The organism is Actinomycetaceae bacterium MB13-C1-2 (genome assembly GCA_035621235.1).
Lineage (GTDB): Bacteria > Actinomycetota > Actinomycetes > Actinomycetales > Actinomycetaceae > Scrofimicrobium.
In genome coordinates this window covers 391,085-417,250 of record CP141731.1, presented here as the reverse complement: position 1 = coordinate 417,250, position 26,166 = coordinate 391,085, and the positions used below count along the sequence as shown (strand labels likewise).

Sequence of the window (26,166 nt, the reverse complement as noted above, 5' to 3'; positions counted from 1 at the left end):
CGGCCCCTATCTGATTGGAGATTCCCGCACGGTGGTCCGCCGACGGGGACGCGGGCCATTCGCCCTCGTCTAATGATGTAACCTGTCCTCAGCCACCCCGGGGGTAATGATGAAAGTACTGCTACGCGGCGGCCAGGTTTTCCTGGATGAGCAACTGCGTAGGGTGGACCTTTCCCTCGTGTCGGAAGGCAATGACCTTCCGCTGGTTATTGACAGGATCACCGAACCCGGGCAAATCAATCCTTCTGGTTATCGGATTCTAAGCCTTAGTGGAAAGCTTGTTCTTCCCGGCCTTGCAGATGTCCACGTGCATCTGCGCGAGCCGGGTTTTTCATACAAGGAGACCATTCCAACCGGAACTGCGGCGGCTGCCCGAGGTGGGTTTACCACCGTGTGCGCTATGCCAAATCTGGATCCCGCCCCGGACAACTTGAACGAGCTTCGACGGCAGCAGGAGGATTATGCCACGAGAGCCCTGGTCGAGGTTTTCCCATACGCCTGTCTAACCGAGGGTGGAAATGGACGAGGAGAGCTTTTGGACTACGAGGCTCTGGCGGCCGAGGCGGTTGGGTTCTCTGACGATGGTTTCGGGGTTCAATCCGAAGACCTAATGCGGGAGGTCATGACCCGGGTTGCTGCCGCCGGAGGTATCGTCGCTCAGCACTGTGAAGACCTTGAGCTTTCCGGTGACGGCTACATTAATGATGGTGAGTACGCTCGCCGTCACGGTCACATCGGTAAGCCCGGAGCTTCCGAGTGGACTCAGCTTGAACGGGACCTGCGCTTGTCACAGGAGACCGGGTGTAACTACCACGCCTGCCACGTCTCCACGACAAGGAGTGTGGAGCTAATCCGTGAGGCAAAAGCAAAGGGCCTTCCGATCACAGCGGAGGCCGCACCCCACTACCTGGTCCTATCTGATGACATGCTTCAGGACAACGGACGATTCCGAATGAACCCCCCGATTCGTTCGCGAGCCGACATGGAAGCCGTCGCGGGCGCGTTGGTTGACGGCACGATTGATTTGGTTGCGACGGATCATGCGCCTCATTCTGCTGACGAAAAAGATGTCCCTCTCAAGGATGCAGCCAACGGAGTCGTTGGACTTGAAGTGTCCGTTCCAGTCATCTACACCCACTTCGTTCGAAATGGGCGGATGACCATTGCCGATTTCGTTCGCGTTATGAGCACGGCTGGGCGTGAGCGTTTCAGACTCGGCGGAGGAACAATCAAGGAAGGCATCGCCGCCGATCTGATCATCTTCGATCCTGAAGCCGTGGGTCCGGTCGATCCAGCCCAGTTCCTCTCAAAAGGACACGCCACCCCATTCCAGGGCAATGAGCTCTACGGTCGTGTTGACCTCACGATTTGCCAGGGGGTCCCGGTCTGGGACCCAGGGACACTTATTCCCTTACCCGGCTCCGAAGCAGAGGAAGTGACTCGCTGACATGAGCTCCGTGCAACTCCTTCGGGTATCAGAGAATCGGCAGATTGCCAGAGATACCTATTTCTTGGAGTTGGCCGGCGATACGTCAGATTTACGCAGACCGGGGCAGTTCGTGAATGTTGCGGTTCCAGGGTTCTACCTGCGTAGGCCGCTGTCAGTTTGCAGTTGGAAGCCGGGGCAGTTGACCCTCATGTACAAAGTCTTGGGTGGGGGCACTGACGCTCTGACTCGGATATCGATTGGAACTGAACTTAGTGTCCTCTCGGGGCTTGGGAACGGGTTCTCGCTTCCCTCAGGAGTTCGGCGCCCGCTGATCGTTGGAGGGGGAATCGGGGTAGCTCCAATGCTCGCTCTATCCGAGTTCTTGATCGAGGAGGGGACCGCTCCCAGGGTAATTCTCGGGTTTGGATCAGCTAACGAGGTTGCTCTCGTCGAAGAGATAGAAGCACTCGGCATTTCCGTCACAGTTGCCACCGTAGATGGAAGCAAGGGAGTTCAGGGCCTCGTTACCGACGCTATGGCGCAGTTGCGCGGTGATTTGGCGTCGTCGCTCAGTGATCCTGAGGAGGCCGTAACTCACGAACTCATTACCGACCAGCAGGATTTTTCGGGCGAACTGTCATTGGGCGGCTATGACGGCGAGGCTTCGACTGATTCTGCCAGTCAAGACAACTCAACCCCGTGGGACTTCGTCTATGCCTGTGGTCCAACTCCGATGCTCCGAGCGGTGTTTGCTTGTGCGCAGGTCCCGGGTCAGTACTCAATGGAAGAGCGCATGGGGTGTGGTTTCGGTGCCTGCATGGGTTGCACACTGCCGACGGCCGGGGGCCTCAAACGCATCTGTAAAGAGGGGCCGGTCTTCGGAAGCGAGGTGCTGGTGTGGTGAACTCAGCGAGTTCAGGTAACCAAAGCTCTGAGTTCGGTGTCGGCCCGTCGGTCGCTCTCGGAGCCGCGATTGCTGCGAACCTGCGAGCGGATCGAGCGTTGATGAGTGATACGAAACTCTTTGCGGGTCAGGGTTCCGAATCAGACTCGACCCGCTCGGGTTGTGGGAAGCAGGACCCCGTCCCCGAGCTCTCGGTCGATCTTGCGGGCGTGCGGCTTCAAAACCCACTAATTCCGGCCTCCGGGTGCTTTGGTTTTGGCGAGGAATTTCTTGACTTCTTTGACCCCAACATCCTGGGTGCCGCGGCACTCAAGGGGACGACGCGTGAACCCAGGGAAGGCAACCCAACTCCTCGTATCGCCGAGACTCCTTCAGGAATGATCAACTCGATTGGACTGCAAAACCCGGGCATCGACGTTGTCGTGGCTGAACGGCTCCCGGCACTTGCGAAGTTTTACCACCAGCCTGTAATCATGAACGTCTCTGGCTTCTCAATCGACGAATACGTTGAGTGCTGCGAAAAAGCAGACGGGCTCAGCGAGTTCATTGAACTGAATATCTCATGCCCGAACGTGCATGGGGGAGGAATGAGTTTTGGTGCCTCGTGCGCCGCGGCGTCGGAGGTCACTAGAGAAGTTCGACAGGTTGTAAAAGAGTCAAAGCTCTTCGTCAAGCTCAGTCCCAACGTCACCGATGTCGTCGAGATCGCTCAGGGGTGTGTTGATGCGGGTGCGGACGGCCTCACTCTCATCAATACTCTGCTGGGAATGCGAATAGACGTGAAACGACGTTGCCCAGTGATCGCGCAGTCCATCGGAGGCTTTTCGGGTCCGGCAATCCTCCCGGTTGCGTTACGTATGGTCTACCAGGTGGCGCAAACCCTGGCCGTCCCGATCATGGGGAGTGGCGGGATTGCCACGGCCCACGACGTAGTAGAGATGATGATGGCCGGCGCCAGCGCAGTCCAGATCGGGGCAGAGAGCCTGCGGAACCCGCTGGTAATTCCACAGATTCTTGAGCAACTTCCCGAGGTAATGGCCGAACTGGGCATTACTAACCTTCAAGAGATCATTGGAGTCGCAAAACAGTGAGTAGCAATAACCTGAGTGTCGGAAGTAGGCAGAGTGACGTGATTGTCGCCGCTGACTTTCCAAGTGTGCGTGCTCTGGATACGTTCCTTGGGAAGCTGGAGGGCGAGCGCCCCTACCTTAAAGTCGGCATGGAACTGTTCTATGGGGCTGGTCCGGACTTGGTTCGTGGGCTGAAGGACCGGGGATATTCGGTGTTCCTCGACCTCAAGCTGCACGATATTCCGAACACGGTCGGTAGCACGATGCGGGTTCTGCGTGACCTGGGCGCTGACATGGTCAATCTGCACGCTAGTGGCGGCGCAGTGATGATGGAGGCTGCCCGCGAAGGGCTGACACGTTCCGATGGAACCCGACCGCTCTTGATCGCTGTCACACAACTGACCTCAACCAGTGCGCGGATGATGAATGAGGAACTTGGAATCCCCGGCGCAGTCGAAGACTCGGTCGTTGGGTACGCGTCCCTCGCTAAGAATGTTGGACTGGACGGCGTGGTTTGCTCACCTCGCGAAACAGCGTTGGTGAAAGAGGAGTGCGGCCCGGGGTTCCTGACGGTGACCCCGGGGATTCGATTCGCTGATGCGGCTGCTGATGACCAGGTGCGGGTGATGACCCCTGCAGACGCGCGGGTTGCCGGATCGGACTTTATCGTGGTGGGTCGCCCAATCACGGCGGCGCCTGATCCGCTCGCGGCATACCAGCGATGTGTCCATGACTTCGTAGGAGGAGCAAATGAGTAGTTCCAGGAGGGAAATCGCTAAGCAGGTTGCTAGTGATCTCCTCGAAATCAAAGCGGTTTTTTTGCGTCCCGAGGAACCTTTCACGTGGGTCAGTGGAATCAAGAGCCCGATCTACTGCGACAACCGGCTTATCCTCTCAAGGCCGGGGGTCCGAAAGCGGGTCGAGCGTGCAATGGCAGACGTTGTTCTCGAAGCCTTTCCAGGAACGGAAGTCCTCATGGGAACCGCAACCGCCGGAATTGCCCACGCGGCGCTCAGTGCGGAACTGTTGGGCTTACCGATGGGATATGTTCGCGGCGGCGCCAAGGGACACGGACGCGGCAACCAGATTGAGGGCGGTTACACTGCCGGTCAGAAGACAGTGGTGATCGAGGATCTGATCTCAACGGGAGGTTCCTCGGTAGAAGCCGCGAATGTCTTACTCGATGCTGGCCTTGACGTTCAGGGAGTTCTGGCAATATTCACCTACAACATGGGTCGGGCGAGTGAAACCTTCAAGGGCGCGGGCTTAACCTGCGCCGCGCTTACTAACCTCGACACTCTGGTTCAGGTAGCCGAGCAGCGGGGGTTCCTGACTGCCGAACAAGCCCCGGAAGTCCTCCGCTTCCGAGACGACCCATCAGCCTGGTGGAAGGAGTCCGCATAGATGCGCCACCTAATCGATATCCGTGATTTCTCCAAAGAGGAGATTGATGAACTGCTGGGTGTTGCCGAACGCATCATTGCTGACCCGATAGCGTTTCAAGACCGATGTGCTCACAAGCGTCTGGCGACACTGTTCTTTGAGCCCTCGACCCGTACCCGGCTCAGTTTCGAGGCGGCGATGCAGGCTCTGGGCGGTAGCGTCTTGGGTTTCTCTAGTGCCGACTCCAGTTCGGCTGCGAAGGGTGAGTCTGTGACGGATACGGTCCGAACCGTCGCATGCTACGCCGACATCATCGCCATGCGGCATCCGAAAGAGGGCGCCCCATTCCTCGCCTCTCGCAGGTCAACCGTTCCGGTGATTAATGCGGGCGATGGTGGACACAACCATCCGACACAGACTCTCACGGACCTTCTCACGATTCACCGTGAGAAGGGACGGCTCGACAACCTAAAGATAGGGATGGCAGGCGATCTCAAGTTCGGGCGAACAGTACATTCACTGATAACCGCAATGCTGCAGTACGAGGGAATCTCGTTCGTACTCATGTCGCCCCCAGAACTGCGCATTCCCTCATACCTGCGCGAAATGCTTGATCGCGAGGGTGTTCCGTATCTGGAGACGGACGAAATGGAGGCTCATCTCGGGGACCTAGACATCCTTTACATGACCAGGGTGCAAAAGGAGCGGTTTTTCAACGAGGAGGATTACGTGCGACTGAAAGACCGATTCATCCTGGATACGGAAAAGATGCAGTACGCGGCGGCAGAGATGAAGATTCTCCATCCTCTTCCCAGAGTCAACGAAATCTCGGTAAAAGTAGATGACGACCCGAGAGCGGTCTATTTTGACCAGGTCAAGAATGGGATGATCGTGCGGATGGCGCTGATTCTGAAACTGCTGGACGAAGCCGGAAAGGAGTCGACGAAATGAACATCGACGGAGTTGAGAACGGAATCGTCATCGACCACATTCAGCCGGGAGACTCAATGCGGATATACCGCCTGCTTGAGCTAGACGAACTGGACTGCTCGGTTGCGATCATCCAGAACGTCGTCAGTCGAAAGCACGGGCGTAAGGACATCATCAAGATCGACCAGGACATGGATGTAGACCTGGACGCACTGGGATACATTGACCCGCGGATCACGGTCAACATTGTTCAAAACAATGAACTGGTCGCCAAGAAGCACCTAGAGTTACCGAGGCGACTGTGGAACATCGTGGACTGTAAGAATCCACGGTGCATCACCTCGGTGGAGGACGAGGTGGATCAGGTATTTGAACTGGTTGATCCCGAGCGGGAGCTGTACCGTTGCGTCTATTGTGAGGCAGCGGCCGAAAAGCAGGCGCTGTAGCTAGGGTGCGTCTCCTAAATCCCTGCTTGCTGTGGTGATCGGGAAATCCGCGTTTGCTACGTTGTTATCGTCGGCTTTGCCACCAGCAAAGCCTCCTCTTCCGCCCCATAACCACGAATTCCTCGGGCATCCTCGCCCGAGCACAGATTCAGGAAACACGCCCTAGCGGAATTCATACTTACGGAGTGCTAGATAGCCCAATGCGCCGATTGCAATGGATGCTACGAGGCACGTCCCACCAACCTCGAGGGGCGTTAGCCCCGAGAAGAAGGTCAGGGTTTGAGGCCACCAGCTATTCGCTGTTATGGCCCAGATAGGCACCAATAGTGCGAGGATCAGTGCGAGTATTAGGGCGACCATCGACATCATTCCGTACCGTTTGTAGACAACTGTGAAAACGTAGGCGACCTGAAATAGCACGACGCAAACGAAGGTGAACAGGATCCAAGTCACCAGCGGCCCCTGGTTCCAGAACCAGGGGAGATAGAAGGTATAGGCTCCAACCCACCATCCACCCGTTAGATCCTCCGCCCATCCGAGTGCTATGGCGAACAGCGCGAGGGAACCCGCCGCGCCCACGGCTGCCAAGAAGGTTGACACCGAGTACTCCCATCGGGTCACGCCCATGGCTAAGGCAAATGGGAACGTAAGCAACACCGACTGGATGCCAGCGGTTGCAAAGAACCAGATGGGAGCATTGGCCGCCCCCGAATATATGGTTTCCTGCGTGGGGACAATCAACGCTATCAGCACGACGATACCCGAGGCGAAGACCGCGATGATTGCCGGCACCCAAAAGTATGCCGTGGCGTTTGCGTACTGCATACGTACTGCTCTTAGGATTCGTTCCACGATTAGTCCTTCTCGGCTCGGGCTGCAGAGTGCAAGGCGATTGCGGTCGAGAGCGACTGTAGGGGCAGTGGTGAAATGTCCAGCCCCTGTCGCATTGCTTCCTCTCGCTGGGACTCGCCTATGTATCCGAGGACGTCGTAGCGACTAATTCCGCCAAGAGGCTCACTGTTTAGCACCTCAAATCCAGAGCAGAAATCCTCCACCAGTGCTGTCGGCCCAACGATTGAATGCGACCGCTCCAGCAGTTCTTCAGCCGATTGATCGAGGACGAGTTTTCCGTGATCCAACAATAAGACGTGGTCAATGAGGCCCCCAATCTCGTCAATGAGGTGGGAGGAAATAAGGACAGTTCTCGGGAACAGATCGATCTCTTGCGTCAGGTATCTGTAGAACCTGTCTCGGGCCACGGCATCCAGACCTAAATAGGGTTCGTCAAATAAAGTTATCTGGGCGCGCGATGCGAGGCCAACGGTCGCCGCTAGCGCGGAGGCTTGACCGCGGGAGAGCTTTTTCGTTGCAGTTTTTCTGGGTAGCTCAAACAGATTTGCTAGTTCATCGGCGGCTGTCTGGTTCCAGTTCGGATAAAACCAGCTGGCAGTCTTCAAGACTGATGGACAGGTCGCTTGGTCAGGGTAGCGCTGGTTCTCTCGGATAAAGCAGATCTGCTCAAGCGCCCGGGGGCTTCCGGCGGGATTCTGTCCCCCGATGCGCACTGAGCCGGAAGTCGGAAAGCTCTGCGCGTGAAGGATCGACATCAGCGTTGTTTTGCCTGCCCCGTTGCGCCCAAGTAGCCCATACACGGTGCCTGGTTCTAGGGTCGTGGACACTCGGTCGAGGGCAATGGTGTTCCCGTACCGTTTAGTGACGTCATTGACGCGAACAAGGGGAATCGCTGTCTCGGTGGAAGTGAGACTCATCGGGCTTCTTCCGAGCCGGATCGTTGCGTAATTTCCGGAGTACCAGTGTCCTCGGTCGGCCGGTGGCTGGATCCGGGGATTACCGCCGGGCCATGCTTAGTTGATGCCTCCACCTTTGGGAGCATGCCGACACTTGTAGGGAGTCGGTCGGCATCTGTTTTGCCCGATCCGGCGTCCGTGGATAATGAACTTGCTTCGGCTTCGACCATCTCGATCAGCTCATCTGTGTGCAGCCCGATGACGCGTGCTTCCATAACCAATGGCTTGACGTACTCCTCATTAATCGAGGTGCGACGTTTCGCAAGCAACTTCTTCCGAGCACCTTTGGTAACGAACATCCCGAGTCCACGTCTGCGTTCTACGATTCCTTGATCCTGCAGAAGGCGCATCCCTTTGGCGGCCGTCGCTGGATTGATTCGGTAAAAGGTAGCGAGTGCGTTGGTCGAGGGAGCCATACTCTCCTCAAGAAGTGCGCCGCTGACAATTTGGTTCTCGATCGCTTCCGCGATCTGTACGAAGAGGGGACGATCTGAGTCCATCGGGCATTCCCAACCTATATGGTTCATTACTTGACTAATGAACCATATAACCGACGTAGTCGAGAACGCAAATAGGGTCCGCTTTTCCACATGTGTAGGTATGGAGGTTGCTCACTGCCTCGACAAGTGCGGGCCTAAGTTGCCGCCGCGCTCAGAGATTCTTGATCGGGGTGTTCGTCGGCTCTGTGCTTCGAAAGGGAGCCTGGATAGCATGACAGCAATGCACGCAGTTCTTCCATGCCCTGGGGAGAGGTTGCTGCACTGAGTTAGTCTGCGCGATATGACTATCGTCGGGCCTGGGTAACTTCCAAGTGACCTAATGGAGGATCAGTGGATTGATGGAGCTTAGTCTGTCTGGGGATGCTTCGACACTCGCTGTCAGCGGGTGAACTCCAGCGACTCGCCGTTGGGGCCAACCAAAGTTAGCGTTCCAGATTCTGTCAGGGTGGAAGAGGAAACGTTGCCCAAGACTGTTCCCGCGATGTCGTCGACCTCGCCGACGATTCCCTCGCAGAGCATCTGGGTGGTGAAGACTTCATTAGTGGTTAACATTTCGTCCTGAACACGTATCGTTCCACCCTTTTGGTTGCACTCTGCAGAGAAATGGAACTCGCCGTTGTCTTGGACAGTTAGTTGCCCCTCCGGTATCCCCTCAAGCACACCATCTGGGCCAGAAACCCCAGTGAGTATCCATTCTCCTGCCAAGGAGTCCAACGTGATCTTGGCTGAGGGGTGAACCCCAGATGTTGAACTCGGAGAGTCAGAACTACATCCCGCAATGGCGAGGGTTGAGGCAAAACCGAGTGCCATGGCGAATGCGGCAAACCGTTTGTTCATCGGAGTCTCCGTTACTGGGTTGTGTCCGGCTGGGTCATGCAGCCCTAGCATCTCACTGTGGCCGCAGGGAGTAAATGGATAGATCCCTGAGTTGGGATGGGTTCGCAATCCGCAACTGACAAACGTAATTGGTAGCTGTGTAAGAGGGGAAATTTGAACGCCGGGCCACTGCGCCTGTCGGCGCTAATGCCGCTCGTGGCGGCTGAAGTTGGAGCCCGGGGCAACGACCCGGCGTCGAGACAAGTCTACCCCACGAAGACGAGCGCGGGGTTGTCTCGTTTACCTGTTCTGTGAAGACATAAACTGAGGAGCGTGGATGTAGATCAGCAGTCGAACTCCGAGGTAAGCAAGCCTATGGCAACTGTCCGACTAGACCGAACGATAGCCTTTCTTCGCACGGTGCCCTTTACTGCGCTCTTCACGCTCGTCTTTCTCGTTATCGGGGCGTTCACCGGGAGCATGTTCACTCCGGCATCAGAGAAGCCCTGGTATGAATTTGTTGCGACTGGCCTTCCGGCGTTCGAACAGGGCAGATGGTGGACCGTGTTCACGTCGCCCTTCGTCGCCTCACCGCCGCTTGCATACCTGTCTGTGTTGGTCCTAGTAGTAGTTGGTTTCGGATGGGCCGAGCGGAGCTTTGGTACCTGGCGCACCGTAGCGATTGCACTCAGTGGACATCTCGTTGGCGTTCTCGGCTCAGCAGCAATTGTTGCTATCGTCGCCCGCACGGGGTGGCATTGGGCAGAAATGCTCTCGCAAACCTACGACGTTGGACCCTCGTGTGCCGCGTTTGCTGCGCTGGTCTTCGCAATTGCCACTCTGCCGTCGCCGTGGCGATTGCGCGCCCGTGCCGCTGTGGTGGTCTGGGTCGGGGTTTCGTTGCTCTATCTTGGAAACCTATATGACCTTGAACATGCTGTTGCGCTTGTAGTAGCACTGATTGCTACGGGCGTGATTCCTTCTCTAAGGCACAAAATGAGCCGTCCGAGTCATCGTGAACGACGCCTTATTGCCCTGTGGGGGCTGATCATTATCGGCGTTATCCAGGTTATCGCGATGATCGTGCCGTATGACGGGCCCCTGGGACAGCACAGTGCAAGTAGCAGTTTCTGGGATGTTCTCCTCGATCTGGTAGTGATTGCCCTCATCGCCAATGGGATCCGCCGCGGGCACCGTTTCGCATGGATTGTCGCGTTGGTCCTTGGTGCCTACAACGTGCTCACAGCGGCGCTGTCATTCCTATCGATTCCGGCTCTCATCGATGACGGGTACATTGACCAACCCCAAGATATCTTGGGACAGTTCGTTGCACCCGCATTCTTCTGGCTTGCGCTCATGGTGTTTCTGATTGCCGGACGTGACGCATTCCGAGTGCCGCTACGCAAAGCAAAGCGACAGTTGCAAGCCAAAGAGATCTCTCGCGCTGACATGGTCGACCAACTACACGGCCTGGGTGGGGGGACCATTTCATGGATGACTAGCTGGCCCGACAACCTCCGCATTGAGGTTGAGGACGGCGCGCTCGCCTATCAGGTGCACTCGGGGGTTGCCATTCAACTTGGCGATGCCGTTGTCTCCGCTGGCCGCCACGCAAATGCTCTCAGTGAGTTCGTGACAAAGGCTGAAGAGGCGGGCTTTGTGCCGTGCGTGTTCTCGGCAGGCGCTGCTACTGATCAAGCGAAACCTGAGGGTTGGCGCTCGATCGTGGTAGCCGAGGACACTATCGTTGATCTTCCGGGGCTCGCGTTCACTGGTAAGGCGTGGAACCACGTGAGAACCGCAATCAACCGGGCGGGGCGCGAGGGTATCGAGTTCCGCATGCTTCATCTGAACGAAGCTCCCTGGAGCCTGTTAGCGCAGGTGAGGATGATTTCGGAGCAGTGGACGGGTGACAAGGGTTTGCCGGAAATGGGTTTTACCCTCGGTACGGTTGACGAAGCGCTCGATCCGGAGGTCCTCGTCGGCGTTGCCCTTGATCAAGAAGGCAATTTGCACGGTGTAACCTCGTGGCTCCCCGTGTACAGCACCACAGAGCCCGGTCGTATAGCTGGTTGGACTCTTGACCTTATGCGCAGGCGCGATGAGGGTTTTCCACCGGTAATGGAGTTCCTCATAGCATCATCAGCGAAGCACTTTTCTGAGGCTGGCTATGATTTTCTGTCGCTTTCTGGTGCACCCCTAGTTCGTGGTAGCGAGCAGGACGACGAAGCGATATACAGGGTTCTTGACCAGTTGAGCTCGCTTGCTGAACCGCTCTATGGCTTCAAGTCTCTGCATCGTTTCAAGCAAAAATTCAATCCGCGCGATGAGGAGTTGTATTTGCTCTACCGTGACGAAGGGGATCTTCCCCGAATTGGCATAGCCATCTTGCAGGCGTACCTACCTGATACGAAAATGCGCGACATTGCTTTGTCTGCGGTGAGTACGGTACGGGAAAGCCACGACGCGGACTAGGGCTGAACGCTAAACGGAATCCTCCTATCGGTGACTGTTCGAAGTCATCCCGTCGGCAACAGGTTGCAGGTTCTCAAGCTCTACTTGATGTGAAACCAGTGCCGCCACGGCGTTGGCGTAGCGTCGAATGGTAGATTGCCGCGGGTCTCTAGTTGGCTGGTCTACATGGTCGACGGTAGCGACCTGATTATTCTGCAAGCGCGGTGCCACTACCGATCTTTAAAGTGGCTATCTGAATGGAACTATCGGGCTAACGGCATAAGAGAAAGAATCTTCCAGCGACCCTTCAGGATTGTCGGGTAGCGTGAGGCGCGGTAACAGATGAAGGAGTACCAACCCGATGAGTGTGGAACTACCCGAGGGCGATCAAGTTGAAGTGATGCGGCGTCTGCGTGACGGAATCACAGGGTTCCTCCTGAACTATGAGTTCGCCATTGACGAGGTAATGACCAAGATCAACATCCTTCAGTCCGAGTTTGAGCACATGCACGAATACAGTCCCATTGAGCACGTAACTTCGCGTCTGAAGTCAGTAGACAGCATTGTCGATAAGGTTCAGCGACGGGGCGGAGCAAGAACAATACGCGAAATCCGCGATATGGTACGCGACATCGCGGGCGTGCGGGTGGTGTGCAGCTTTATTGAGGACGCCTACAAGATCGCGGAGGCGCTTACTGGGCAACAAGACGTCACTGTCATTGAGACCAAGGACTACATCCAGAACCCGAAACCAAACGGCTACCGAAGCCTGCACCTCTTGATTGAAGTTCCGGTGTTCCTCTCCTCGGGCCCTGTGGATGTACCGGTGGAGGTTCAGATACGTACCATCGCAATGGATTTCTGGGCCAGTCTTGAACACAAGATCTACTACAAGTTCGACTCTGAGATACCCGAGGCGCTACGCACTGGTCTGCACGAAGCCGCGCTGACTGCTGGCAGGTTAGACGTACAGATGGAGCAGATTCACCGCGAAGTTACCCAGCAGCGTCCGTCGCGCAGGCATTTCCCCACCCTCGATGATGATTGGGAGATCGAGTTCCCTTCCAGCGAGGGATTACGGCAGTTCTTCTCTCGCAACGACTGACTTGATCCATCATGCGATCGCGCTTTGGGGTTGGCCATACTGGTGGATATGTGCGGTGGGACTCGCGTGAGGCCGCCTCCGGTGCGTGAGTATCTGCCGGTGTGGCCCGCGAACCTCTGAGGATCGGCTTCGCCACCGACTACTTGCTTGTCACCGGCCCGAGAATCGCGTTTGCCCACGCGCTGTGCAACGATTCCTGGTCCGAGGGCTGGAACAGTCCCGCCAATACATCGCGATACAGGCGAGAAAGCTCGTTCTTCTCATAGTAGGAAGAACCGCCGCACGCCCTGATGCACTGCTCGACCGCACGAAGAGAAGCTTCCGACGCCGCGTTCTTTACCGCAGAGAAGCGAGGTAGCCAAGCAATAGAGGGTTCCTCATCCGACTCCACCAACGCCGCGAGTTCTCGGATTTGCGGTCCTATCGGGTTCATAATCAAGGCAGCCTCGGCCAAACGCCAACGGATTGAAGGATCATTCGAGTAGACATCCTGGTTCATGACCGACCTGCGTTTCTTGACGTGCTCGGCTGCGACTTCAATCGCTCGCTCACCGATACCCGCGTAGGTGGCACCTAACAACACCTCGAAATGGGTGAAGATACCTAGAACAATCGGATCCGTCGAAGGACCTGGATTAATCCGACCCAAAACCCGGGTCACTGGTGCCGTTGCTCCGTCCAGCACGGTTGTGTTCGACTGGGTTGCTCTCATCCCGATGACATTCCAGTCATCCTTAATGTCAAAGCCGCCTGTCTCCCGGTCCAGAATGGCAAACACGGATTTCGGTGCGTCCGCGCCCGCGTTGTCTGCTCCGAATGTCAGCAAGCGTGTCCATGCCGGAGCGAGGGAGGTAAACACCTTTGTGCCGTGAAATGAGTAGGCCCCATCCTCCTGGGGACGTGCTTCGGTGATCGATCCGAACAAGACTAAATCATTCCCCGGCTCAGAAATCCCGAAGCCAAACAGGTGACCCTCAACCGCATCGCGAAGAATTTGCTCGCCTCTCGGATTGCCGTTCTTCACCAGGTATTTTCCCAGGCCGACGATGATCTGGTGCATGTTGATTCCCAATGCAGTACCGGGAGCTGCCTTTGCTAGTCGAGTTTGCTCGGCTGCTATCTCCGTCAGACTTAGCCCTGCGCCACCGTATTCTTTGGGAACGAATGCAGAGTAGTAGCCCACCTCCCGTAGTGCTTCATAGTCAACTTGGGGAAACCTGTTCTCGGCGTCGTACTGAGCGGCCCGTGAATGGATCTGGTCAAGTAGTTCATCACTGAGAAATTCCATATCTCTAACTTATGCGCGTAGCTCATCGGTGACCACATCGAGATTGCAAAGTAGGCTGGACGCATGTTTGAGATTCCTGAGAACCTTCCCCTCCAGCTTGCCCCTCTAGCGTGGTTGGTGGGAACTTGGCAAGGATGGGGCACGCTCGTTGGTGAGGGTGAGGTTCCTCCTCTTGACGGCGAGGAACCTCGAGACGAACCCGTGGCTCCCGATGCGCCGATTCTTCAGCACATTGAGGCTGATGTCCTCGGTGACCAGCTACGGATGAAAGTTTCGTTCTACGCGGGCCATGTCGCCGAGGAGGTTGATCCACTCTGGACCGCAGCCGAAGGCATGGACCACATAATCGCTGGGGAGCTCCTGTGGGAGGAAACGCTCTACTGGTCGGTTCCGTCTCCTTTGGCTACCTTGGCTGGGGGAGAGGACCCGCGTGAGCTTCGTGTCACTGCCGCCGACTCCCGTGGCTATGCGGTTCTGTGGTCCGGTGTAGGTATGGGGCCGCGAATCCGTCTTGATTCTGACGCGATTGTCCTCGCTCCCGGTGTCGAACAGGTTGACCATATGTCTCGTATGTTCGGTCTGGTCGGGGGCGAGCTGATGTGGGCTTCAGACAACAAGGTGGGGGACGAGGATTTCGAAACGAAGTTCACCGGTCGCCTTCAGCGCGCATCGCGGGCGGTGTCCGTGGAAGACGTGGGCGAGGAGAAGTAGAGCCGTGGTTCAGCAAGAATCTAAGGTCTCGGCGATGTGTCGTCGGGCGATCTCCGGCGTTCACCGTCCAAAGTCGCATGAGAGCGCCCGGATAAGGAAGAGTCCGCTCACCAACGCGCCGTTATTGAAGTTCCAAAGTGATGAGACTACTTGGATTTCGCGCGGATCGAGATACGAGGTCCCTCTATGACGCCCTCTATTCCCGCGTCGATTGCAACGAAAAACCCGGTCATTGCCGAAGAGGGGAGATTCATAGCACTCCCTATTCACTTCGGTTGGCCCGCAGACGAGCAGCAGGCATTCGAGGAAGGACGAGGTCTTAGTTACCTCGGGCACCTCGGAGTAGTTCGAGTTTCTGGGCCGGACCGACTCAGCTGGATCACGACCCTTTCTTCACAGATCGTCTCTGATTTGGGTCAAGGATCGTCGAAGGAGCTACTACTCCTTGATCCGCAGGGGCGCATCCAGTTTGCTGCGGGGATTGTCGATGACGGTGATGCCGCCTACCTGATCACAGAGTTCCAGTTTGCCGGAGCCCTTGCTGACTTCTTGCGGTCAATGCAGTTCATGCTTCGAGTGGAGGTCGAAGACGTCTCTCAGGAGTACGCCTCTTTCGTGACTGACAACGAAAAGCGGGAGGGAGCAGAACTTAACTTTGAGGTCGCAAAAGAACTCGGGGGTTTGGTTTGGCGCGACGCCTGGCCAGATGTTGTCGAGGGAGGGGCCGCTTACTTCCAGGGCAAGCACCCCGAGGCGGACTTCCGCCTCTACCTGATCCCAACTGAAGGTGTCGATCAGTTTGTCCGACGTTTCTCATGTGTGGGCGAGGCTAGGATGGTCGGTCTACTGGCGGCAGAGGCGACCCGAGTTGGAGCGTGGCGTCCTCTTCCCGGTTCTGAGGTTGATGATCGAGCGGTGCCGGCAGAACTCGACTGGCTTCGTACTGCGGTCCATACCAATAAGGGTTGCTACTGCGGACAAGAATCGGTCGCCAGAATCATCAACTTGGGGAGGCCTCCTCGTCGGCTCACTTTCTTGCAACTAGACGGTTCAGCGGAACGGATGCCTGAACCGGGAACTCCCGTAGAACTAAATGGGCGTCAGGTAGGCGTGCTGACTTCGGTAGCACAGCATTACGAGATGGGTCCGATCGGGCTTGCTCTCCTTAAAAGAAACCTCGACCCGGCGGCGCAGTTGAACGTGGGTGAGGTGGACGCTCTGCAGGAGCTGATAGTCCCGGTCGACGGTCGTTCGGATCACGCCCCGGACGCCAGGCCGGGCGAAGGCTTGAAGCGTCTGGATGCCGGCAAACGCGACATTAGAACCCACGGCCCCGGAACACAGAGATAGGGGCCGAGAGATCAAAGCAGTACTTCAGCGTGCGGCAACCGCTTCTGTTTCCGTTGGGGGCGAAGTTGTCGGAGAGATCGACCGACCCGGTTTGGTCGCCTTGGTTGCCGCGCACCGAGAGGACACCAGAGCGGACATTGAGAAGATGGCCGCGCGGATTATGAACCTGCGGATTCTGGACGAGGAGAAGTCGGTGCGGGAGACCGATGCCCCGGTTCTCCTCGTAAGCCAGTTCACGCTCTATGGCAGGACTAAGAAGGGTGCGCGACCATCGTGGATGGACGCCGCTTCGGGACAGGTCGCGGAACCGATGATTGATGACCTGGTCCAGTTACTCCGAGATGAAGGCGTGGAAGTCGCCACCGGCGTTTTCGGTGCGATGATGCAGGTGTCCCTGGTGAACGACGGCCCTTTTACCGTAATAGTGGACACGAGGGAGTAGTTGTCTCCCGGAATGTCTCCCGGGTTAAGGACTTTGCTTCCACTTCGGAATTGAGGCCGTTGTAGTTAACTGGTGGGGACCTCTGGATCTGTTTTTGTCGTCTCTGCGGTCGTAGCGTTGAAAGTGCAAGCTAACGCTTTTACCAAAGGAGATGGAAGTGACTGACAAGAAGGTTCGGGCCGTCCAATACGGCTGCGGCAAAATGAGCGTCCACACCATGCAGTTCTTACTGGATCACGGTGTCGAAATAGTTGGCGCAATCGATATGAACCCCCATGTTGTGGGTAGGGATATCGGCGAGATCATGGGAGGCGACCCGGTTGGCGTTACCGTCACCAGTGCCTCTGATGCAGATGCACTGCTATCGGAATTGAAGCCAGACGTAGCTGTCATAACCACCATGAGCACAATCGCTGACATCTACGACGCAATGGCTGTCTGCGCTAAGAACGGAGTAAATGCGATCTCAACGGCGGAAGAGGCGATCTTCCCACAGAATTCTTCGCCCAAACTCGTGGCTGAGTTGGACACCCTAGCTAAAGCGAACAACTGCACTCTGAGCGGTTCGGGCTACCCGGACCTGTACTGGGGCGTACTTGTTGATACTTTGGCGGGCTCGCTAAACAAGCTGACGAAGATCGAGGGCTCTTCCTCCTACAACGTCGAGGACTACGGCATTGCGCTGGCGAAGGGCCACGGAGCTGGACTGACAATCGAGGAGTTCGATAGGGAGGTCGGCCAGTTCAACGACCTGGGCTCAGATGAGATAGCGGAGAAAATCACCAGCGGGGAGATTGCTCCCTCGTACATGTGGAACCAGAACGGGTGGCTTTGTGAGCGGTTTGGTCTCACGCCGATTTCTCAGGTGCAAAAGCAGATTCCGCTCACGCACGATGCGGATTTGGAGTCTTCGACCCTGGGGATGACCATCAAGGCTGGGGACGCCACCGGGATGTCCGCCGTCGTGACGACTGAGACGGCAGAGGGAATAACCATCGAAACCCAGTGCATCGGCAAAGTCTATGCACCGGATGAGTTCGATCGGAATGAATGGACGCTCTACGGCGAGCCGGACGTGACCATAACCGTTGATCGCCCCGACACCGTGAAGTTGACGTGCGCGAACCTGGTTAACAGGATTCCGGCTCTGATTGACGCGGCGCCCGGCTATGTTTCTACGGACCAGATGCCGAACAACAGGTTCATGGTTAAGCCAATGAATGAATATCTAGAGGACTGATCAACCCCTCAGAGATGCGCTCGGCCGGGGCCACCTAGCCGAGCCCTTTCGCATCTGTCTTCCCGAGCAGCTTTCTCTAGTGAGACGAGGAAATCGGTCCGTTCTCGCCGCATGGTCCGGGCACGTCTTAGAAACCCAGCCAAAGTTGCCCTCCGTCACTTCGTAATTTGCATGTTTCCAGCACGAAAATGACCAAAACGGCTATCTTTCCAGACTGCCGCGCACGGCGAAAGTCACTACGGGTAGGGATCCGATCAGGTCGCGCCTTCAGCGAACAAACGCCATCTGGCCTCTCAAGCACCCTAGGCTGAAGGCAGTCACGGGCCGAGGCCTGTTCCCGGCCCCAAGTCAAGAATCCCATCTGGTTAGGGGGAAGCGATGTTTGAACGCTTTACCGACCGTGCTCGTCGCGTCATCGTTTTGGCGCAGGAAGAGGCCCGCGGTCTCAAGCACAACTACATCGGTACTGAGCACCTGTTGCTCGGACTGATTCACGAGGGTGACGGTGTTGCCGCGAAGTCCCTCGAAATCGCCGGAGTCGGTTTGGACGAGGCTCGCCAGACCGTAATCGAGCTGATTGGCGAGGGGGAGAAGCCTGTTGAGGGACACATTCCGTTCACTCCTCGCGCCAAGCGTGTATTCGAGCTTTCGTTCCGTGAGGCACTTCAGCTCGGTCACAACTACATCGGTACTGAGCACCTGTTGCTCGGGCTCTTGAAGGAGGGCGATGGCGTTGCCGCTCAGGTTCTCCACAAGATGAACATCGACACGAACTCGATTCGTAAGGCGGTCATGTCGCTGCTTCAGGGCTACCAGTCGCAGAATGACAAGGAGTCCGTCGGCACGGGCGGCGCTCCGGTGAGGGATCGGGAACGAGGCAACTCAGCCCTCCTCGAACAGTTTGGTCGCAATCTCACCCAGGCGGCGCGCGAGGGGAAGCTTGACCCGGTGATCGGTCGTCAAAATGAGATGGAACGCGTAATGCAGGTCCTCTCCCGCCGCACCAAGAACAACCCGGTTCTGATCGGTGAACCCGGCGTTGGCAAGACCGCTGTGGTCGAAGGGCTGGCGCAGGCAATAGTCCGCGGCGATGTCCCCGAAACCATTAAGGGCAAGCAGATCTACAGCTTGGACATGGGTTCGCTGGTTGCGGGTTCCCGTTACAGGGGTGATTTCGAGGAACGTCTAAAGAAGGTCCTCAAGGAAATCAAGACCCGGGGCGACATCATCGTCTTCATTGATGAGATCCACACCCTGGTGGGTGCCGGCGCTGCCGAGGGTTCGATCGACGCGGCCCAGATGCTGAAGCCGATGCTCGCTCGCGGTGAACTGCAGACTATTGGGGCCACCACGCTCGACGAGTACCGCAAGCACATCGAGAAGGATGCGGCGCTTGAGCGTCGTTTCCAGCCGGTGAAGGTCGATGAACCGAGTCTTGAGGAGACTATCGGGATTCTCAAGGGTCTGCGTGACCGCTACGAGGCGCACCACCGTGTGATCATTACTGACGAGGCTATTGAGGCTTCGGCGACTCTGGCTGACCGTTACGTTTCCGACCGGTTCCTGCCGGATAAGGCGATCGATCTGATGGACGAGGCGGGAGCGCGCTTGCGCATCCGTCGCATGACCGCACCGCCTGAGCTACGCGAGCTCGATGAAAAGGTTTCTGACCTGCGCATGCAGAAAGAGTCAGCGATTGATAACCAGGACTTCGAGAAGGCCGCGGAGCTACGCGACCAGGAGAAGCGCCTGGCGAAGGAACGCGAGGAGCAAGAACAGCGCTGGCGCGGAGATGGCGATGCCGAAATCTCAGAGGTAACTGAAGATGAGATCGCTCAGGTCCTCGCCATGTCCACCGGTATTCCGGTCGTGAAGCTGACGCAGACTGAGACCACCAAGCTGATCAACATGGAAGACGAGCTTCATAAGCGAGTCATCGGTCAGGAAGAGGCGGTTCACGCTCTGTCCCAGTCGATTCGTCGTTCGCGGGCGGGGTTGAAAGACCCGAAGCGTCCTGGCGGTTCGTTCATCTTCGCCGGTCCGACCGGCGTTGGTAAGACTGAGTTGGCTAAGACCCTCGCCGAGTTCCTGTTTGGGGACGAGGACGCGTTGATCCAGCTAGATATGTCCGAGTTCTCCGAGAAGCACACCGCATCACGTCTATTCGGTGCCCCCCCGGGCTACGTTGGATATGACGAGGGCGGTCAGCTGACCGAGAAGGTCCGCCGTCGTCCGTTCTCTGTGGTGCTCTTCGACGAGGTTGAGAAGGCGCACCCCGACATCTTCAACTCTTTGTTGCAGATCCTCGAAGAGGGACGTCTGACCGACGCTCAAGGCCGTAAGGTCGACTTCAAGAACACGGTCATTCTGATGACAACCAACCTGGGGACCAGGGACATTAACAAGGGTGTCCTGACCGGATTCCAGACTACTGAGTCGCTAACCCATGACTACGGCCGGATGAAGGCCAAGGTGAATGAGGAGCTTAAGCAGCACTTCCGCCCCGAGTTCCTCAACCGTGTTGATGACGTCGTGGTATTCCCGCCGCTGACCCAGGACAACATCAAGGAAATCGTTGACCTGATGATCGGCAACCTTGCCAAACGCGTCGAGGATCAGGGAATGGGTCTGCAGCTGAGTGATGAGGCGAGAGAACTTCTGGCCGAACGCGGCTATGATCCGGTGCTCGGTGCTAGGCCGCTGCGTCGTGTGATTCAGCGTGATATCGAGGACGCGATCTCTGAGCGGATCCTGTTCGGCACGCTTGGCTCTGGGGACGTTGTAACGATTGGTGTTGCAGAAGTGGACGGAAAGAAGGAGTTCACTTTCAACGGTGATCCCCAGCGTTCTGTTGATGACCCGGTTATCGGGGTTCCCTCCGATGCCAGCCAGATAGAGGCAACGCCGGTAAGCGAATAGCTGCCAATACTGCGAATGCCCTGACTCAGCTTTCTCGTCCGAAAAGGAAGCTGAGTCAGGGCATTCTGTTCCCCTAAGGCTTGGTCGCTGGGGGGACTCGGTCGCCACACAGGCCGAGATCGGCCACAGAATTACCGAAAGTGGCGAGACACAGAAAGAACTATGTCTTGCCACTCGGCTGGCCGATCTATTGGGGCGTTGGCCGATCCTGATGCCGGGCGATTCGGATCCGGGTCCCGCGTCTAGATTCAGGGGCAGGTCTCGAGGTCAGGAATCTCTGTCTTCAGACTGTGCCGAATCAGAATAGGAAGTCTGCGGATAGGTGGTCGGAGGATAGTTGTTCGCTTGATAGGGGTCCGTTGGGTTCCCGTCCGCGGGATATGTGCTCGCCCGGTAGGGGTTTCCCTGGTACTCGAATCCTGGGTACTCGGTTGAGTTTGGTGCGGGCCACTGTGGTGGTACTGGATACATTGGTCCCTCAGGCATAACGATCCACAGAACAATGTAGATAAAGAACCCGGTCCCGCCGAACAAGAGAGAGATTCCGAACGCAGCTCGCACCCAGGTCGCGTCCCACCCAAAGTATTCCGCGATCCCTGAGCAAACGCCCGCGATCATCTTATTGTTGGGATCCCTTACCAGCTTCTTTTGCATTGCTGCACCTTTCTTTCTGGCATCCATTGTTCTATTTGAATGCTTCGAGCGCAGGAGGGTTATCCATACGTTTTCGGCGGGATTGCCGGAGAGTAAAGAGTAGATTTAGCACCCGGTCTGATGGTGTCGCCGTTAGTGTTTGCTATGCCGCCATCAGGATTTCGTCTCGCCGCCGCGCACGTATCCTTGTGACGAGTGAAAGTCTGTCGGAAGGATGAGTCCGTGAGTAGTGATCCCAAGGTTGCCCTGCTTCCTCTCGACGAGAGGCCGGTAAATACCGGGCTAGTCCAGGAGGTTGCACGGATTGCAGGGTACCGATGCGAACTTCCGGGGCAAGAGATCCTTCCCAGCTTTAGAACCCCGGGGAACACCGATGCCCTTGCCGACTGGCTGAAAAGTCAGTCGGAAGACGCGGACGCGATCGTTGCTTCCCTCGACACCCTGGTTTACGGGGGGCTGATTCCGGCCAGAACCACAAACAGCACTGTAGAGGAGTCGGTCGGGCGTCTGCACACCCTGCGTGAGATCCACGAAGCGAAACCCGATTTACCAATGCTTGCCGTTTCTCTTGTTACTCGGGCTAGCGACTCATACGTGAGCGTTGAAGAGCCAGAATACTGGTCGGATTGGGGACGCGACCTCCACCATCACGGTGGAGAGACGCACCGCGCGTGGGTTGGTCAGGAAGACGATGAATCCAACGGCGTTAAGCGGGATGTTCCTTCGTGGGTTCTTGAGGACTTTGCGCGGCGCAGATTGCGAAATCACATCGTCAACTTGGCCGCGCTTCAGATGCGGTGGGACGAGGTGCTGGACTACCTGGCCATAACCGCCGATGACACCGCAGAGTTCTCGGCAGGTTCCGCGGAACAGAGTTGGCTTGAGTACTGGAGGATCTTTGGAGCGCCAACTCTCCCGGTTATTGGGTATCCCGGGGCCGATGAGACCGGCGCAGTCCTGATGGCACGCGCGATCACGACTACAACGGGGACGGAGCCGCGAATAAAAGTGGCGACAGGAACCCCGGCGAGTTTGAAGCTGATCCCTCCCTACGAGAACGGTCCCATTGGAGAGTCAATTACTAGACAGATCTCGGCCGCAGGTGGGAAAGAGGTGGACGAGGAAGAAGCAGACATGATCCTAGTCGTCCACGGTCCGGATCCAGATCGCGGCGACAACGCATCGGCCCAGTCGCCCTCGTCCGATCCGAGAGAAACGACTGCGACAGTCGAGGTTGTGCGCGAGGCACTGAGTACGGGACTGCCCGTTGTTCTGGCAGACGTGCGGTTCGTCAACGGAGGCGATACCCAGATGATTGAGGCGCTCGCGGAGCAGGGATTGCTTAGCCAGCTCGCGGCCTACGGGGGGTGGAACACCGCTGGTAACGCACTGGGCGCCGCTGTCGCCACCGGAGTTGCCATTGTCGTTGGCACACTGAATGGGACCCTGGATTCGCGTGCCCAGCAGATCGCCCTTCGACGCAGGCTGATGGACGATGTCGCGTACCAGGCACTGATCCGGCGCGACCTGATGACGGGCGTGTTCGAGGGGAGTTTCGGGCCAGTGTCAGCGAAAGCGCTTGATACGGCGGCGGCGCATACGGTTGCGACCATGAATGACTATCTGTCTCACTGGGGTCTGGCGGACGGCTACGTGGTTCAAAGCGTCGAGTTCCCATGGAAGCGGAGTTTCGAGGTAGACATCCACTTCAGCTAGGACTCTGGACGTGACGTATAGCCAAAGGTCCGTGTCGTTTGGGTTGATAAACTGATAAAGCTAGTTTGCACAGCCGCAATCACACCACTACGGAGGTACGAAAGACCTATGGTCAAGTACGTTTACGATTTCTCCCAGGGCGACAAGGACATGAAGGACCTATTGGGAGGAAAGGGCGCAAATCTCGCCGAGATGACTCGCCTGGACCTGCCAGTCCCCCCGGGTTTCACCATTACCACCGAAGCATGCCGGGTATATCTCGATTCAGGTTCGGTCCCTGAGGAACTCTCTACCGAAGTTACCAAGGAACTCCGTAAGGTCGAAGACACAATGGGTCGTCGCCTGGGTGACGCCGACAATCCGCTACTCGTCTCAGTCCGCTCGGGTGCGAAGTTTTCGATGCCGGGCATGATGGAAACAGTTCTGAACATTGGCCTGAACGACAATTCCGTTGGCGGCCTGGCCAAAGTCGCAGACGATGAGCGCTTCGCATGGGACTCGTACCGCCGACTGATCCAGATGTTCGGCAAGACGGTTCTGGACATCGACGGCGACCTCTTCTCTGAGGCTCTCGAGGAAATGAAGGCCGATCGCGGTGTCAAAGCAGACACCGACCTCACCGCTGAGGACTGGAAGGAACTGGTTGAGACCTTCAAGAAGATCGTCAAGGAAGCAACCGGCCAAGATTTCCCGCAGGATCCCCGCACACAGATGGACATGGCCATCGAGGCCGTCTTCCGCTCATGGAACACCGAGCGGGCCAAGATTTACCGTCGTCGCGAGCGCATTCCCGAGGACCTGGGCACTGCTGTCAACGTGCAGACCATGGTGTTCGGAAACATGGGCGACACCTCGGGCACGGGCGTCTGCTTCACCCGCGACCCCTCTACAGGACACTCTGGCGTTTATGGTGACTACCTAATGAACGCTCAGGGCGAGGACGTCGTTGCCGGTATTCGCAACACTCAACCGCTGGCTGCTCTTGAGACGCAAGATCCGGAGGCGTACAAAGAGCTCCGCGCCATTATGCGCAAACTGGAGACGCACTATCAGGATCTCTGCGACATTGAGTTCACCATCGAGCGGGGCAAGCTGTGGATGCTACAAACCCGCGTGGGTAAGCGCACTGCCGCCGCCGCATTCCGGATCGCCACCCAGCTGGTTGACGAGAAGCTGATTACCAAGGATGAGGCGTTGACGCGTGTCACCGGTGAACAGCTAACCCAGCTGATGTTCCCGCAGATCGACCCTGACGCGGAAAAGGTCTTGATCACCCGCGGTATGGCTGCCTCCCCGGGCGCAGCCGCCGGAAAGATCGTCTTCAATAATGCACAGGCCGAGGCCGCTGCCGCAGAAGGGGTTCCCTGTCTGCTGGTTCGTCGCGAGACCAACCCTGACGATCTCCCGGGTATGGTCGTGGCCGAGGGCGTGCTGACCGCTCGTGGTGGCAAGACCTCACACGCGGCCGTGGTTGCGCGTGGCATGGGAACCACCTGTGTTGTCGGCGCGGAGGCCCTGAATATCGACGCTGAAGCCGGAACGATGAAGGTCGGAGAGTACGTGCTGACCGCTGACGACACCATCACCATCGATGGCTCTACTGGCGAAGTCTTCCTAGGCGAGGTCCCGGTTCAGGATTCGCCTGTTACCGCCTACCTAGCAAACGGTCTTGAGGCCGGACTGGAGGCGGCAGGTGATGATGAGGGCACCCGTGAACTGGTCGAGTCCGTCGACAAGATTCTGAGCAGGGCTGATGAGGTTCGTCGCCTCCAGGTCCGTGCAAACGCTGACACTCCATTGGACTCTGAGCGCGCCATCGACTTCGGCGCACAGGGCATTGGCCTTTGCCGTACCGAGCACATGTTCCTCGGTGAGCGTCGTCCGCTGGTTGAGCGTGTAATCCTGTCCGCCCCCGGTTCTGACGATCGTCAGGAAGCCTACGATGCGCTGGCAGAGCTTCAAAAGGGCGACTACCTTGAGATGCTGAAAGTCATGGACGGCAAGCCCATGACTGTTCGCCTGATTGACCCGCCACTACACGAGTTCCTTCCAGACCTCACTTCCCTTGAGATTGAGGCAGCTATCGCCAAGGAGAAGGGCGAGGAGCTGTCCGATGAGCGCCAGCGTCTGCTGACGGAGGTCCGTCGTCTGCACGAACAGAACCCTATGCTTGGCCTTCGTGGTGTGCGCCTGGGTCTGTACCTGCCGGGTCTGTTCCTGCTGCAGGCACGTGCTCTGGCTGAGGCTGCTTCCGAACTCAAGGCTGCGGGCGCCGACCCTCGCCCCGAGATCATGGTTCCCCTAGTGGCTTCGGTTCGTGAACTCCAGATTGTTCGCGATCAGATTGAGCCGGTGTTGAAGGAGATCGAGGAAGAGCACGGGGTTTCCTTGGATATCCCGATCGGCTGCATGGTCGAGTTGCCCCGCGCCTGTGTTGTCTCTGAGCATTTGGCTCGCGAGGCTGACTTCTTCAGCTTCGGTACCAACGACCTGACCCAGACCACCTGGGGCTTCTCACGTGACGACGTTGAGGGTGTCTTCTTCCCGCTGTACATCGAGGAGGCAGTGTTCGGGGTTTCACCGTTCGAGTCGATCGATGTTGACGGAGTCGGCAAGCTGGTTCAAATGGGTGCTGAAGGTGGTCGCAAGACCAAGCCGAACCTGAAGCTAGGTGTATGCGGCGAGCATGGTGGTGACCCGGACTCAATCCACTTCTTCAACAAGATCGGTCTGGACTACGTCTCTTGCTCTCCATTCCGCGTTCCTGTGGCCCGACTTGAGGCTGGCCGCGCAACGGTGATGGAACAGGCCTAGTTAGGACCTAGTTGGCTTGTAGTTGGGCCCCGGTAGATAGTTGAGAGATCAACCGACTACCGGGGCCCAATCGCGTGTCTCCCTCCGTTTGCCAATCAGTTAGGGGTGCGACACGCGGTAAAAAGGGCGAAGAAAGTCCCCTAACTGATTGGCAAACGCGGAGAAGGGGAAGAGGACTCAGGGGAAG

Annotated in this window: 22 protein-coding genes; 16 read left to right on the top strand and 6 right to left on the bottom strand. The window is 57.2% G+C overall.

Annotation, left to right across the window (positions count from 1 at the left end; translation table 11 throughout):
• Positions 1–106 precede the first annotated feature (106 nt).
• The 7 genes from U6G28_01700 to U6G28_01670 are packed head-to-tail and all read left to right on the top strand — an operon-like array spanning position 107 to position 6,162.
• On the top strand, positions 107–1,447 hold the full coding sequence (locus U6G28_01700; protein WRS30432.1) for a dihydroorotase: 1,341 nt from the start codon (positions 107–109) through the stop codon (positions 1,445–1,447).
• A 1-nt stretch (position 1,448) separates the two neighbouring features.
• Positions 1,449–2,333 (top strand): dihydroorotate dehydrogenase electron transfer subunit, encoded by an 885-nt coding sequence (locus U6G28_01695; GenBank protein WRS30431.1) that lies wholly within the window; start codon positions 1,449–1,451, stop codon positions 2,331–2,333.
• A complete protein-coding gene (locus U6G28_01690; GenBank protein WRS30430.1) occupies positions 2,330–3,424 on the top strand; it encodes a dihydroorotate dehydrogenase in 1,095 nt (364 codons plus the stop codon). Before U6G28_01695 ends, U6G28_01690 begins: the two co-directional genes overlap by 4 nt.
• Positions 3,421–4,161 carry an orotidine-5'-phosphate decarboxylase gene (gene pyrF, locus U6G28_01685; GenBank protein WRS30429.1) on the top strand — a complete coding sequence of 247 codons (741 nt, stop codon included), beginning with the start codon at positions 3,421–3,423 and terminating at the stop codon, positions 4,159–4,161. Before U6G28_01690 ends, pyrF begins: the two co-directional genes overlap by 4 nt.
• Positions 4,154–4,807: an orotate phosphoribosyltransferase gene (gene pyrE / locus U6G28_01680; protein WRS30428.1), complete on the top strand. Its 654-nt coding sequence runs from the start codon at positions 4,154–4,156 to the stop codon at positions 4,805–4,807. Before pyrF ends, pyrE begins: the two co-directional genes overlap by 8 nt.
• Positions 4,808–5,737, top strand: coding sequence for an aspartate carbamoyltransferase (gene pyrB, locus U6G28_01675; GenBank protein ID WRS30427.1), 930 nt, complete (start codon positions 4,808–4,810; stop codon positions 5,735–5,737).
• Positions 5,734–6,162 (top strand): aspartate carbamoyltransferase regulatory subunit, encoded by a 429-nt coding sequence (locus U6G28_01670; protein WRS30426.1) that lies wholly within the window; start codon positions 5,734–5,736, stop codon positions 6,160–6,162. Before pyrB ends, U6G28_01670 begins: the two co-directional genes overlap by 4 nt.
• A gap of 162 nt (positions 6,163–6,324) precedes the next feature.
• On the opposite strand, the gene U6G28_01665 is transcribed toward U6G28_01670, so the two are convergent.
• The 4 genes from U6G28_01665 to U6G28_01650 form a co-directional block, all read right to left on the bottom strand.
• Positions 6,325–7,014 carry a hypothetical protein gene (locus U6G28_01665; protein WRS30425.1) on the bottom strand — a complete coding sequence of 230 codons (690 nt, stop codon included), beginning with the start codon at positions 7,012–7,014 and terminating at the stop codon, positions 6,325–6,327.
• Between the two features lie 2 nt (positions 7,015–7,016).
• Positions 7,017–7,931, bottom strand: coding sequence for an ABC transporter ATP-binding protein (locus tag U6G28_01660; protein ID WRS30424.1), 915 nt, complete (start codon positions 7,929–7,931; stop codon positions 7,017–7,019).
• Entirely contained in the window at positions 7,928–8,470 is a 543-nt protein-coding gene (locus tag U6G28_01655; protein ID WRS30423.1) for a GntR family transcriptional regulator, read from the bottom strand. The genes U6G28_01660 and U6G28_01655 overlap by 4 nt, the downstream gene beginning before the upstream one ends.
• Before the next feature lie 378 nt (positions 8,471–8,848).
• A complete protein-coding gene (locus tag U6G28_01650; GenBank protein WRS30422.1) occupies positions 8,849–9,307 on the bottom strand; it encodes an META domain-containing protein in 459 nt (152 codons plus the stop codon).
• A 312-nt stretch (positions 9,308–9,619) separates the two neighbouring features.
• Here U6G28_01650 and U6G28_01645 point away from each other — a divergent pair, with 312 nt between their 5' ends.
• Positions 9,620–11,761 carry a DUF2156 domain-containing protein gene (locus U6G28_01645; protein WRS30421.1) on the top strand — a complete coding sequence of 714 codons (2,142 nt, stop codon included), beginning with the start codon at positions 9,620–9,622 and terminating at the stop codon, positions 11,759–11,761.
• Between the two features lie 340 nt (positions 11,762–12,101).
• A complete protein-coding gene (locus U6G28_01640) occupies positions 12,102–12,845 on the top strand; it encodes a GTP pyrophosphokinase family protein (protein WRS30420.1) in 744 nt (247 codons plus the stop codon).
• 139 nt (positions 12,846–12,984) lie between these two features.
• Here U6G28_01640 and U6G28_01635 read toward each other — a convergent pair whose 3' ends face one another.
• The gene (locus tag U6G28_01635; GenBank protein ID WRS30419.1) at positions 12,985–14,133 is read right to left on the bottom strand and encodes an acyl-CoA dehydrogenase family protein; all 1,149 of its coding nucleotides are present in this window, start codon (positions 14,131–14,133) and stop codon (positions 12,985–12,987) included.
• Positions 14,134–14,196: 63 nt separating this feature from the next.
• Here U6G28_01635 and U6G28_01630 point away from each other — a divergent pair, with 63 nt between their 5' ends.
• The 5 genes from U6G28_01630 to U6G28_01610 all read left to right on the top strand — a co-directional run bounded on the left by U6G28_01630 (position 14,197) and on the right by U6G28_01610 (position 20,795).
• Entirely contained in the window at positions 14,197–14,844 is a 648-nt protein-coding gene (locus U6G28_01630; protein WRS30418.1) for a heme-binding beta-barrel domain-containing protein, read from the top strand.
• A 186-nt stretch (positions 14,845–15,030) separates the two neighbouring features.
• Positions 15,031–16,194 (top strand): folate-binding protein, encoded by a 1,164-nt coding sequence (locus U6G28_01625; GenBank protein ID WRS30417.1) that lies wholly within the window; start codon positions 15,031–15,033, stop codon positions 16,192–16,194.
• A 10-nt stretch (positions 16,195–16,204) separates the two neighbouring features.
• Positions 16,205–16,636 (top strand): D-aminoacyl-tRNA deacylase, encoded by a 432-nt coding sequence (dtd, locus tag U6G28_01620; GenBank protein WRS31174.1) that lies wholly within the window; start codon positions 16,205–16,207, stop codon positions 16,634–16,636.
• 157 nt (positions 16,637–16,793) lie between these two features.
• Positions 16,794–17,876: a hypothetical protein gene (locus tag U6G28_01615; protein WRS30416.1), complete on the top strand. Its 1,083-nt coding sequence runs from the start codon at positions 16,794–16,796 to the stop codon at positions 17,874–17,876.
• Between the two features lie 378 nt (positions 17,877–18,254).
• Entirely contained in the window at positions 18,255–20,795 is a 2,541-nt protein-coding gene (locus U6G28_01610) for an ATP-dependent Clp protease ATP-binding subunit (GenBank protein WRS30415.1), read from the top strand.
• 267 nt (positions 20,796–21,062) lie between these two features.
• Here the strand turns inward: U6G28_01610 and U6G28_01605 are convergent, their stop codons facing one another.
• On the bottom strand, positions 21,063–21,449 hold the full coding sequence (locus U6G28_01605) for a PspC domain-containing protein (protein WRS30414.1): 387 nt from the start codon (positions 21,447–21,449) through the stop codon (positions 21,063–21,065).
• A 222-nt stretch (positions 21,450–21,671) separates the two neighbouring features.
• Here U6G28_01605 and U6G28_01600 point away from each other — a divergent pair, with 222 nt between their 5' ends.
• Complete coding sequence (locus U6G28_01600; protein WRS30413.1) at positions 21,672–23,165, top strand: DUF4127 family protein; 1,494 nt, start codon at positions 21,672–21,674, stop codon at positions 23,163–23,165.
• A gap of 108 nt (positions 23,166–23,273) precedes the next feature.
• Entirely contained in the window at positions 23,274–25,979 is a 2,706-nt protein-coding gene (gene ppdK, locus U6G28_01595) for a pyruvate, phosphate dikinase (protein ID WRS30412.1), read from the top strand.
• The last annotated feature ends 187 nt before the right edge of the window (positions 25,980–26,166 follow it).